Origin of the sequence: Mycobacterium sp. E796 (assembly GCF_001672815.1) — a bacterium.
Taxonomy (GTDB): Bacteria; Actinomycetota; Actinomycetes; order Mycobacteriales; family Mycobacteriaceae; genus Mycobacterium.
Map to the genome: position 1 here is coordinate 24,877 of NZ_LZKK01000195.1, position 11,566 is coordinate 36,442.

General features: G+C 68.1%; 10 protein-coding genes. All 10 read right to left on the reverse strand.

The window, feature by feature from the left end; translation table 11 throughout:
• Nucleotides 1-27: 27 nt before the first annotated feature.
• On the reverse strand, nt 28-1,323 hold the full coding sequence (gene oxlT, locus A5706_RS14860) for an oxalate/formate MFS antiporter (RefSeq protein WP_197517835.1): 1,296 nt from the start codon (nt 1,321-1,323) through the stop codon (nt 28-30).
• Between the two features lie 359 nt (nt 1,324-1,682).
• Nucleotides 1,683-2,627, reverse strand: coding sequence for a R2-like ligand-binding oxidase (locus A5706_RS14865; RefSeq protein WP_068131896.1), 945 nt, complete (start codon nt 2,625-2,627; stop codon nt 1,683-1,685).
• Nucleotides 2,628-2,741: 114 nt separating this feature from the next.
• A complete protein-coding gene (locus tag A5706_RS14870) occupies nt 2,742-3,461 on the reverse strand; it encodes an SDR family NAD(P)-dependent oxidoreductase (protein WP_068131897.1) in 720 nt (239 codons plus the stop codon).
• Nucleotides 3,462-3,493: 32 nt separating this feature from the next.
• Nucleotides 3,494-4,522, reverse strand: a complete 1,029-nt coding sequence (locus A5706_RS14875; protein WP_255406314.1) for a nitronate monooxygenase — start codon at nt 4,520-4,522, stop codon at nt 3,494-3,496.
• A gap of 137 nt (nt 4,523-4,659) precedes the next feature.
• Nucleotides 4,660-6,417 (reverse strand): MtrAB system accessory lipoprotein LpqB, encoded by a 1,758-nt coding sequence (gene lpqB / locus A5706_RS14880; protein ID WP_156767133.1) that lies wholly within the window; start codon nt 6,415-6,417, stop codon nt 4,660-4,662.
• A complete protein-coding gene (mtrB, locus tag A5706_RS14885) occupies nt 6,417-8,084 on the reverse strand; it encodes an MtrAB system histidine kinase MtrB (protein ID WP_082964390.1) in 1,668 nt (555 codons plus the stop codon). Before mtrB ends, lpqB begins: the two co-directional genes overlap by 1 nt.
• 13 nt (nt 8,085-8,097) lie before the next feature.
• Entirely contained in the window at nt 8,098-8,784 is a 687-nt protein-coding gene (mtrA, locus tag A5706_RS14890; protein ID WP_055576516.1) for a two-component system response regulator MtrA, read from the reverse strand.
• An 80-nt stretch (nt 8,785-8,864) separates the two neighbouring features.
• A complete protein-coding gene (locus tag A5706_RS14895; protein WP_068131901.1) occupies nt 8,865-9,497 on the reverse strand; it encodes a dTMP kinase in 633 nt (210 codons plus the stop codon).
• A 28-nt stretch (nt 9,498-9,525) separates the two neighbouring features.
• The gene (ahcY, locus tag A5706_RS14900) at nt 9,526-10,998 is read right to left on the reverse strand and encodes an adenosylhomocysteinase (RefSeq protein WP_068131905.1); all 1,473 of its coding nucleotides are present in this window, start codon (nt 10,996-10,998) and stop codon (nt 9,526-9,528) included.
• A 58-nt stretch (nt 10,999-11,056) separates the two neighbouring features.
• On the reverse strand, nt 11,057-11,566 hold a 510-nt coding region (locus A5706_RS14905), incomplete at its 5' end, for a TetR family transcriptional regulator (protein ID WP_068131919.1).

Sequence of the window (11,566 nt, forward strand, 5' to 3'; positions counted from 1 at the left end):
CGGCCGACAACTAATACTGAGTGCCGCTCACGACGCCGCGATCGGTGCGGCTTCGACGAAACGCCGACGCGCCGGCTTCAACACGAAGACGGCCAGCGCCGCGGTTCCCAGATCGAGCGCGATCGCACACCCGAACACCGGAATCCAGCTCCCGGCGTGCTGATGCAGCAGCGCAGCGAGCGGACCACCGAAGACCGAACCGATCCCGAACGAAATGTAGAGCCAGCCATAGTTCGCCGTCGCGTAACGGGCCCCGAACGTATCGGTCAAGGTGGATGGGAACAGCGAGAAGATCTCACCCCACCCGAAGAACACCAAACCCGACAGGAGGACGAACAGCGTGGCGTCGTGTCGTGTCAGCAACCAGAGCGTCATGGCGACAGCCTCCAGCGCGAAGGCAAACGCCATGGTGTTTTCACGGCCCAGGCGGTCCGATACCCAACCGAAAAACGGCCGCGTCAGCCCGTTCGTGAAGCGGTCGATGGTCAAGGCCAGCGGCAGCGCGGCGAGCCCGAACACCAGGACCTTGCTCACACCGAAGTCGGTCGCGAACGTAGCCATCTGTGACGTGACCATCAGGCCCGAAGTGGCCATCATCGTCATCATGAAGAACATCAGCCAGAAGAGCGGTCGCTTGAGCATCTCGGCGGGCCGGTAATCACGCCGCGCGGCGGACGGCTGGGCGCTCGGTACGTTCAACTCGAGATCCGCCGGCGGCACCCGCAACCCCTGTGCGGCAACGAAACCGACGGCGGCGAACACGATGCCGAAGAGCCACAACGTCGACTCGACGCCACGCGCGGCCAGCGACGAGGCTATCGGAAAAGTCGTCAAAATCGCGCCCATCCCGTACCCGGCCGCCACCACACCGGCGGCGAATCCGCGTCGATCGGGAAACCACCGGACCATCAGCCCCACGACGCCGACATACACAATCCCCGTGCCGAGACCGCCGACGCCGCCATAGGTGAGATACAACATCGACACGGTATGCGCGTAAGAAGCGAGCACCCAGCTCGCGCCCGCCAGCAGCGTGCCGATCGAGATCAACCGGCGGGGCCCGAAGCGGTCGACCAGCGCACCCTGGAACGGCGAGAAAAACGCCTGTAACAGCACCAGAATCGAGAACGTAACCTGCAATTCGGGCAAGGCAATCCCGAGTTTGGTGCCAAGTGGCTTGGTCATCAGCGTCCACACGTACTGGGGACTCGATATCGCCATCATGCACACCAGCCCAAGGCCGAGCTGAAGCCAGCGGGTCTGCGCGACGGTCGGCGCGATGGGTGCAGCCGTGCCGCCCATGGTGTCCGCGTGAACAATCAACGTGTTCCTCCGTTTCGATTGCCTCTGGGGCCGCCCGCCATCGAGCCACTCGCGCAGCCATATTGCCCGCACTGATCCGCCCGGCGAAAAATCGGAAAACGGTTTCCTGCAGGAATTTTGGATTTAAATCTATTTCTGCGACGCCAATGTGCGTTCCTGACAGTAATTTTCGCTTGTTACCCGGGCGTTACTCCCAGTAGCGGGGATATCAACATCCACTCACAGAAAGCAACAGCCCGGAGTGAAAAACGTGAAGAGTATTGCCAGATAAGGACATACGTTGATAAATCCTACATATGCGACGATAAGCTGTGTGTATCAGCCCTGCACAATAGCGGGTCAACTCCGACGGCTTCGCCCTAGTTCTCAGAACCGGCCAGGGCTCGTTGGTCCTCGTCGGCAAAGGCGTCCTCGAGTTGCAGCGGCGAGTAGTCGAGATCGATGTCGCCGATCGGACGCCCGCGAGCGCTCGAGATGGTGCCGAACCGCCGCAGGCCCTTGGCGGAGGAATATGTCAGGAACTCGTCCACCTTCAGGCCGAACGGAGCAGCGGCACCGTAAAGTGCGAACGCTTCCTCGGTGAGGTGCAGCGCCAGCGGGATGAGCTCGTTCATCCGGGCCTCGAACACCGCCCAATTCCCATCGTCGGCGGCGACATGGCGACGGCACGTGAAGGTGCCCCAGGCCATGTGGCGTCGCTCGTCATCACTGATGCGCCGGATCAACTCCCGCATGCCGGGCAGGATTCGGCGCCGCACGCAGATCGTGTTCCAGGCGTGATAGCCGGTCAGGGCCAACATGCCCTCCACGACGTGGTTGTACGTCGCGGAGGCGCGGACCTGGGCCGCGGGTGTGGGATCGGCGGCCAGAACGCCGAGCGAGTCGGGCAGCTCCTCGTTGAATATCAGTTTGTAACTTGGCAATTCGTCGAGGTACCGGTGCAGGTCGTCGGTGATCCCGACGGCGTCGAGCCACAGTCGAAACCCTTGGGTGTGCTTGGCCTCCTCGAACGCGAACTGGGTCAGGTACACCTCGTCGCCGAGCCGTCCCTCGGCCCGCATAGCGGACATGAAGGGTTGGATGTCCTCGGTGACCGCTTCCTCCCCGGCGATGAACTGGGCGCACAGCCGGACGGCGTAGTCGCGTTCGCTATCCGACAGCGCGTCCCAGTCGGCGCGGTCGGCGGAAAAGTCGATGTCGGCCGGGTTCCAGCTCTTGGCATTGCCGCCAGCAAACAGCCTCAGCGGCAGGCTGTTCCAATTCAGGCCGCCGGCGGCGAGCGAGCCATAACGGGTGCGTGCCATGGGATTACTCCTTCAATCGTGTGCCGGTATGGTCGCGGTGGCGCCGGCCACGCAGCCGCGGCCACCGGGTTTGCCGCATCGCGCGCGGCGGATCTTCGCGTCGCTCATCGAATATCAGTGGCCCGCGCTCTGTCCGCCGTCGATGTGCAGGATCTCGCCGGTGACGAACGGCGCAGTCTCCAGATAGAGCGCGCCCTGCACGACGTCGGCGATGGCGCCGATCCGCCGCTGCGGATGCATGCCCGCGTACGCGGCGGATGCGTCCACACCGGCGTGCAAGGGGGTGTCGATGACGCCGGGAGAAATCGCGTTGACGCGTATGCCTTCGCGGGCGTATTCGATGGCCAGCGATTTGGTGACGGCGGTCAGCCCGCCCTTGGTGAGTGCGGTCAATGCCGAGGGGACGCCGGAATGCGCGTGTTCCACCAGCGTGGTGGTGATGTTGACGATGTGGCCGCCGCTCCCCTGCGCGAGGAGTTGGGCGACGACGCGCTGCGTGATCCCGAAGAAGCCGAGCGTGTTGACCGACGTCACCAACCCGTAGTCCTCGGGCGTGTAGCGGGTGAAGGGCTTCGCGAGGAAGATGCCGGCGTTGTTGACCAGCGTGTCGATGCGGCCGAACCGTGCCAGCGCCTCGTCGACGAGAAGTTCGGGCGTGCCGGGTGCACCGATATCCGCTGCCACGCAGTGGACTTCGGGGTGGGGTGAGGCCGTGATGGTGCGCGACGTGGCGACCACCCCGTAGCCCCGCTTGCGGTATGCCTCGACCAGGCCCGCGCCGATCCCTCGCGATGCGCCGGTAATGACCGCGACTTTGCCGTAGCCAGATTCCATTGTGCGCCAACCTCCCTGGTTGCTCGGGGCGGTCAGCCCGCCATGTAATGCAAGATGTCGGCGGCCGGGCCCGCTTTGGCCGTGCGGAAGGCCGTGCCCGCCCACATCGCGACGCCGTGTGGATCACCGATTTTCAGCGCGGCGGCCTGAAGCGGCGCGGTGAGCATCGCCACCTGAGGGAACCCGGATATCGCATCGGCGTCATACGTGTCGATGAACCGGTTGCGCAAGGCGCGCGCGCAGCGCCCGGTGAAGACTCGCGTGACCGCCGTCTCGGCGAACGCCGGATCACGTAACGCCGCGCGGTGCACGGCGTTGGTTCCGGCCTCGTCGGCGAGCAGGAACGCCGTGCCGAGCTGGACGCCGGCGGCGCCGGCGTCGCGCAGCCGCCCCACGTCGTCGGGCCCCCCGAGGCCCCCGGCGGCGACGACAGGTCGATCGAAACAGGCCACCAGGGCGGAGACGAGGTCGTCGAGCGAATCGTGGGGCGGCGCGGCGAGCGGGTCGAACGTCGCCCGATGCCCGCCCGCGTCGGGGCCCTGGGCCACCAGGGCCTCCACTCCGCAGTTCAGCGCGATCACCGCCTCGCGAACGGTGGTGACGGTAGCGACGGTCGAGACGCCGCAGTCGTGCATCGACCTGCACACCGCGGGGCCGGGCGAGCCGAAGGTGAATGACACCACCTCCGGCCGAAGCTCGCGCACTACATCGAGTTTCGCGTCCCATTCGTCGTCATACGCAGAGACGGAAGGCTCTTCGAGCGATACACCGTAGTGGTGCGCTTCGCGCGCCACGGCTTTCGCGAACGCGGCGAGCTGGCCCGCTTCAGCCGTCGTCCCTTGCGGCACAAACAAGTTCACGCCCAACGGTCCTGATGTCAGCCCTCTCGCCGCGACGATCGCGTCGGCCAGCGCCGTCGCGGACGACATGCCGCCCGCCAGGAATCCAAGGCCGCCCGCATTCGATACCGCGGCGGCCAGCGCCGGTGTCGAAGGCCCACCCGCCATGGGCGCGCCGAACACCGGAACGGCCAAGTCCGCCAAGGTGAATCGATCAAACACCGCGAAGCTCCAGACTCTCTAGCGAGCGCTTTCATGCTGGTAAACGCGACGCTAGCCCCACCCGCATTGCCGCGCGACGCCGATCATGCGACCAAGCGCTATTCGGCCAGGACGCCGCGTAATTCGGCTGGGGCCGCTCAGCCCGGCAGCACCGGCAGTGCCCCGGGCACCGACAACCCGGACACCTCCGACCAGCTCTGCTGGCTTTCGGGGGCCGACGCCGAATACTGCAGCACCCCTTCGGGGGCCGCGACGTAGACGGCCGACGGGTTGGCCGCGACCGTCGTGACCGGCATCTGCAGGCCGCGGGTCGGCGCATCGGAGTTCACCCCGTCGAGGTTGACGTAGGACACCGGGTGGCTGGCGTCGGTGCGGGTCACCACGATGTCATCGCCGGTCCGCCAGGACAGCGAGACCACCGAGTTGCCGAGGCCGAAACCCAGCCGCCGCGGGTAGGTCAACGCGTACTGCCCGGCCTGGGTCTGCTCCACACCGGCGAGGATCACCTGGCCGTTGATCACCATCGCGGCGCGCGTGCTGTCGCGGGACAGCTGCAGGTCGGTGATCGGCCCGGGGAAGGTGGAGGCCACCACCGCGGAATCCACCGGGATGCGCGCGGGCTGCCCCGACGCCGGTTCCTGAATCGCCCGCAGCACGTTGTTGTTGTCGACCACCACCCATACGGCGTCGTCCAGCGACCAGCTGGGCCGCGTCAGGCTGTGCCCGTCGGCGGCCTGGACCGCCTCGCCGCCGAGGTCGCCGATCCACAGCGACGCCGCCTGGTCCGGGGCGCCGCGGCGCAGCGTGACGACCGACGCCACCTGCCGCCCGCTGCGCGACAGCGCGGCGCCGGTCTGGTCGCCCACCCGCCCGAACGCCCCCGGCACGGTGTTGGCGTGCTGGCCGTCGAGCCCGACCAGCGACCCGTTGACCAGGGCGTGCAGCCCCGCGCCCGCCCCGTCGGCCACGCCCGGGTCGGTGGCGGCGACGTCGGAGGTGGTCCACCCGTCGGCGAACCTGTCGTCCAGCGGCGCGCCGTCGGCGTTGATCACGTACGGGCCCCGGATGTCGGCCCGGGCCAGCGTCCAGATGATCTGTGCGGCAAGCAATTGCCTGCTGTGCGGATCGGTGGTGGACAACTTCTCCAGCTCGATGCGGGCGCCGCCGTAGCCCTTGCCGATGCCGTTCTTGCCCCCGTCGGCCCGGGTGACCGGGCCGCGCAGCCGCAGCGGCGGGGCCAACAGGTTGCGCACGGTGTGGGCCATCTCGGGCCGCGGCCCGGCCAGCATCTTGGACACCAGTTCGGTGGCCAGCTGGTCGTGGTCCGCCACCGCGACGTAGCGCGGATCGGGCACCACGGTCTTGCCGGTCGGGTCGGCGAAGTAGAGCGTGTTGCGCTTGTAGGTGGACTGGAACTGCTGCCAGTCCAGGAAGACCCCGTTGGGCAGCCGGTCGATTCGCCAGCCCCCCGACGTCTTGACGAGCTCGATCGGCCCCGGGTCCGGCAGCACGCCCTCGGCGGTTTCGAACACGCCCACGTCGGACAGCGAGCCCAGGATGTCGGCGCGCATGGTCGCCGAAACCCGTTCGGCGCCACGGGTTTCCACGAACACCACGTGGTCGATCAGCAGGGCGCTACCGGCGTCGTCCCACGCGTTCGACGCCGACTGGGTGAGAAATTGCCGGGCCGCCAGGTGCCGGTTCGCGGGATCGGCTGTGGCCTTGAGGAATTCGCGCAGCAACACGTCGGGGTCCATGCCCGGGGTCGGCTTGGGCAGATTGGACGGTGCCGGCCGCTCGACCGTGCCGATGGCCTGCGGGGCCGACGAGCTGGGCACCCCCGCGCAGCCGGCGAGGACGAACGCCAGCGATAGGAGTGCGAGCAACCGTCGCATCAGACGCTCCGCTCGGCGTGCTCGCGCGGGCGCTGTTGGTCCGGGCGCGTCGGCGAGGGCGGCTCGGGGATCGGCTTCAGGGGCAGCGGGCTGGTGGTGACCTTGTGACCGCGAATCAGGGGCAGCGTCAGCCGGAAGCACGCCCCCTCTCCGGGCTCTCCCCACGCCTCCAGCCGGCCCTGGTGCAGCCGCGCGTCCTCGACGCTGATCGCCAGTCCCAGCCCGGTGCCGCCGGAACGCCGCACCCGCGACGGGTCCGAACGCCAGAACCGGCTGAACACCAGCTTCTCCTCGCCGGGCCGCAGACCCACCCCGTAGTCGCGGACGGTGACCGCGACGGTGTCCTCGTCGACGCCCATCCGGATCTGCACCGGCTTGCGCTCGGCGTGGTCGATGGCGTTGGCGATCAGGTTGCGCAGGATCCGCTCCACCCGGCGCGGGTCGACCTCGGCGATCACCTCCTCGTCGGGCAGGTCGACGAGCAGCTCGATGCCGGCGTCCTCGGCCAGGTGTCCCACGTTGCCCAGCGCGCTTTGCACGGTGGTGCGCAGGTCCACCGCCTCGACGGACAGCTCGGCCACGCCGGCGTCGTGCCGGGAGATCTCCAGCAGGTCGTTGAGCAGCGTCTCGAACCGGTCCAGCTCGTTGACCATCAGCTCGGTGGACCGGGCCAGGGTGGGGTCGAGGTCGGCGCTGTGGTCGTAGATCAGGTCCGCGGCCATCCGCACGGTGGTCAGCGGGGTGCGAAGTTCGTGGCTGACGTCGGAGGTGAACCGGCGCTGCAGGTTGCCGAACTCCTCCAGCTGGGTGATCTGGCGGGACAGGCTTTCGGCCATGTCGTTGAACGACACGGCCAGCCGCGCCATGTCGTCCTCGCCGCGCACCGGCATCCGTTCGGACAGGTGCCCCTCGGCGAACCGCTCGGCGATCCGCGACGCCGACCGGACCGGCACCACCACCTGCCGGGACACCAGCAACGCGATCCCGGCGAGCAGCACCAGCAGCACCGCGCCGCCGGTGATCATCGTGCCGCGCACCAGCTGGATGGTGGCCTGCTCGTTCTTCAGCGGAAAGATCAGGTACAGCTCGAGGTTGGCCACCTGCGACGACGTCGGCGTGCCGATGACCAGCGCCGGCCCGGAGAACCCGTCTGTGTGCACGGTGGCGTACTGATACGCCGCCTGCCCGGCCTTGACGAAGCCGCGCAACGCGTTGGGCACCTGGTCGACGGGTCCGGCCGTGCTGGCGGCGCGCGGACCGTCGCCGGGCACCATCAGCACCGCGTCGAACGCGCCGGCCAGCCCGGCGCCCGAGGCGGGGTCCGTCTTGGACGTCAGCGTGTTGCGGGCCAGCTGCAGGCTGCTGTCCAGCGAGCGGGTCTCCTCGCCGTTGACGATGCCGGCGACGGTGGTGCGCGCCCGCTCGATCTGCTCCATGGCGGCCCGGACCTTCACGTCCAGCACCCGGTTGGTCACCTGGCTGGTCAGCACGAAGCCGAGCGCGAGGATGACGGCGAGCGACAGGCCCAGAGTCAGCGCGACGACCCGCAATTGCAGCGATCGGCGCCAGGCAGCGCCGACGACCCGACTCACCGCGCCCATGCCCCGCGTCATGGGGCCGGAGCGCCCCCAGCGACTTCTAGTGCGTTGCCGAGAGCCCCAGATCAAGGAACCTCCCGGATCACGGAGGTCCGGCCTTGTATCCCACTCCTCGAACGGTCAACACCACGGTCGGGTTCTCAGGGTCCTTCTCGACCTTGGCCCGCAGACGCTGGACGTGCACGTTCACCAGGCGGGTGTCCGCCGGGTGCCGATACCCCCACACCTGTTCGAGCAGCACATCACGAGTAAACACCTGGCGCGGTTTGCGTGCCAGCGCGACCAACAGGTCGAACTCCAGCGGTGTGAGGGAGATCTGCTCGCCGTTGCGGGTGACCTTGTGCGCCGGCACGTCGATGTCGACATCGGCGATGGAAAGCATCTCGGCGGGCTCGTCGTCGTTGCGCCGCAGCCGCGCGCGCACCCGGGCGACCAGCTCCTTGGGCTTGAACGGCTTCATGATGTAGTCGTCGGCGCCCGACTCCAGGCCGAGCACCACGTCCACGGTGTCGGTCTTGGCGGTCAGCATCACGATGGGCACGCCGGAGTCGGCGCGCAACACCCGGCACACGTCGATGCCGTTCATGCCCGGCAGCATCAGGTCCAGCAGCACCAGATCCGGGCGCAACTCGCGCACCGCGGTCAGCGCCTGAGTGCCGTCGCCGATGACCGCGGTGTCGAAGCCCTCCCCACGCAGCACGATGGTGAGCATCTCGGCCAGCGAAGCGTCGTCGTCGACGACCAAAATCCTTTGCCTCATGGAGTCCATGGTGTCACCAGATCGGGACAAATTCGGCGCACCACACGGGCGTTTCTTCTTCGATACGGCCAAATCGTGACAATTTTGTGCTAGCCGGCGGTCAAAGACGCCGCCAACCGCCCCGGATCGACGTCGGCGTCGACGACCAGCCACCGCCCGCCCCAGCCCGCCGCGGCCAGCTCGGCGTAGACCGCGCCGGTGCGCTGCTGCAGCCCGTCGTCGCGTTCGTAGCTGTCCCGCGCGCGGCCCGGCTCGTGCTCGGCCCGGCGCCGGGCCCGGCGCGCGGCGAGTTCGGCGGGCACCGCGAGCAGCACCTGCCAGTCGGGCGCGGGCAATCCCAACCGCTCGTATTCGAGCCGGTGCACCCACGCCGCCGCCTCCCCGGCCGCGTCCTGGTGCAGGCGCGCCGCGCTGTAGGCCGCGTTGGAGGCGACGTAGCGATCCAGGATCACCACGTCGTGGTCACGGCGCAGCGCCGCGATCTGCCCGATCGCGCCGGCGCGGTCGAGCGCGAACAGCGTGGCCATCGCGTACACCGACGACGCCAGGTCGCCGTGCCCGCCGTGCAACGCCTCGGCCGCGATGTCGGCGGTCACCGACTGCCCGTACCGCGGGAACGCCAGCGTGGCAACCGACTTGCCGGCGGCCTCGAAGGCCTTGCGCAGGCCGTCGGACAGCGTCCGCTTGCCGGAGCCGTCGACCCCTTCGATCGCGATCAGCACGGCGCGAGCCTATCGGGCTCGCCCCGACTCAGTAGCGGTAGTGGTCGGCCTTGTAGGGACCGTCGACGTCGACGCCGATGTACTCGGCCTGCTCCTTGGTCAGCTTGGTCAGCTGGCCGCCGAGCGCCTCGACGTGGATGCGCGCCACCTTCTCGTCGAGGTGCTTGGGCAGCCGGTACACCTCGTTGTCGTACTCGTCGTTCTTGGTCCAGAGCTCGATCTGCGCGATCACCTGGTTGGAGAAGCTGTTGCTCATCACGAACGACGGGTGCCCGGTGGCGTTGCCGAGGTTGAGCAGCCGGCCCTCGGAGAGCAGGATGATCGACTTGCCGCTGTCCGGGAACGTCCACACGTCAACCTGCGGGCGGATGTTCACCTTGGTGGCGCCGGACTTCTCCAGCTGGGCGACCTGGATCTCGTTGTCGAAGTGCCCGATGTTGCCCAGCACCGCGTGGTCCTTCATCGCCTTCATGTGCTCGAGCGTGATGATGTCCTTGTTGCCGGTGGCGGTGATGACGATGTCGGCCTCGCCGATCGCGTCCTCGACCGTCTTGACGTCGTAGCCCTCCATCAGGGCCTGCAGCGCGTTGATCGGGTCGATCTCGGTGACGACGACGCGCGCGCCCTGGCCCTTGACCGAGTCGGCGCAGCCCTTGCCGACGTCGCCGTAGCCGCAGATCAGCACCTTCTTGCCGCCGATCAGCACGTCGGTGCCGCGGTTGATGCCGTCGATCAGGGAGTGCCGGCAGCCGTATTTGTTGTCGAACTTCGACTTGGTGACCGAGTCGTTGACGTTGATCGCCGGGAAAGCCAGGTCACCGGCCGCGGCGAACTGGTAGAGCCGCAGCACGCCGGTGGTGGTTTCCTCGGTGACGCCCTTGACCGACTCGGAGATCTTCGTCCACTTGTCCTTGTCGGTCTCGAAGCGGTTGCGCAGCAGCTCCAGGAAGACCTTCCACTCGGTGGGGTCGTCCTCCTCGGCCGGCGGCACCACGCCGGCCTTCTCGTACTGCGCGCCGCGCAGCACCAGCATGGTGGCGTCGCCGCCGTCGTCGAGGATCATGTTGGCCGGTTCGTCAGGCCAGGTCAGCATCTGCTCGGCGGCCCACCAGTACTCCTCAAGCGTCTCGCCCTTCCAGGCGAACACCGGGACGCCCTTGGGCTCCTCCGGGGTGCCGTACGGGCCGACGACCACCGCGGCGGCGGCATGGTCCTGGGTGGAGAAGATGTTGCACGACGCCCACCGGACCTGCGCGCCCAGCGACACCAGGGTCTCGATGAGCACGGCCGTCTGCACGGTCATGTGCAGCGAGCCGGAAATCCGCGCCCCCTTGAGCGGCTGCACGTCGGCGTACTCGCGGCGCAGTGACATCAGCCCCGGCATCTCCTGCTCTGAGAGCTCGATGTCGCGGCGGCCGTAATCGGCCAGCGACAGGTCGGCGACCTTGAAATCGATGCCGTTGCGGACGTCGGCGGTCAGGGAGCTTTCGGTCGTCGTCATAGCGTGGTCTTCCTTCTTCGACGTTTGGGGGGCTCGCTCGAGCCAAGCGGTACTTAGCTTAGGTATGTTCTTCCGCCACTGTAGCCGCGACCCCATGACGCTCCGCGAACGGCGTCATCAGCCGGGCCAGGTCCGCCGCCACGTCATGATCGGCCTCCGGCGGCATGGAGACGTAGCTCAGCGCCAGCCGCACGATGGCGCGGGCGAGCACCCCGGCGTCCTCGTCGCTGGTCGCCACCCAGCTCTGGGTCAGCGCCGTGGTCAGCCGCGCCGACGCCCGGTTAATGATGGGCCCGCTGTCGGTGGTGATGATCTGCAGCAGGTCCGGCTTGGCGACGCCGGTCAGCAGCGAGATCACCAGTGGGTCGGCGGCCGACTCCGCGAAGAAGGAGCGAAAACCCTGCAGGAACGCCTGGTGGATGTGGCCGACGTTGGCGTTGATCGCGGATCCGACCGCGTCGACCAGGCGATCGGCCAGGCGCAGGGCGTACCCCTGCGCCAGGCCCTGGCGCGAACCGAACTCGTTGTAGATGGTCTGCCGGCTGATGCCCGCTGCGCGGGCCACGTC

Bases quoted from the DNA above. Each gene is read 5' to 3' on its own strand.
- A5706_RS14865 (WP_068131896.1), bottom strand. From the start codon at position 2,627: ATGGCACGCACCCGTTATGGCTCGCTCGCCGCCGGCGGCCTGAATTGG.
- A5706_RS14870 (WP_068131897.1), bottom strand. From the start codon at position 3,461: ATGGAATCTGGCTACGGCAAAGTCGCGGTCATTACCGGCGCATCGCGA.
- lpqB (WP_156767133.1), bottom strand. From the start codon at position 6,417: ATGCGACGGTTGCTCGCACTCCTATCGCTGGCGTTCGTCCTCGCCGGC.
- mtrA (WP_055576516.1), bottom strand. From the start codon at position 8,784: ATGGACTCCATGAGGCAAAGGATTTTGGTCGTCGACGACGACGCTTCG.
- ahcY (WP_068131905.1), bottom strand. From the start codon at position 10,998: ATGACGACGACCGAAAGCTCCCTGACCGCCGACGTCCGCAACGGCATC.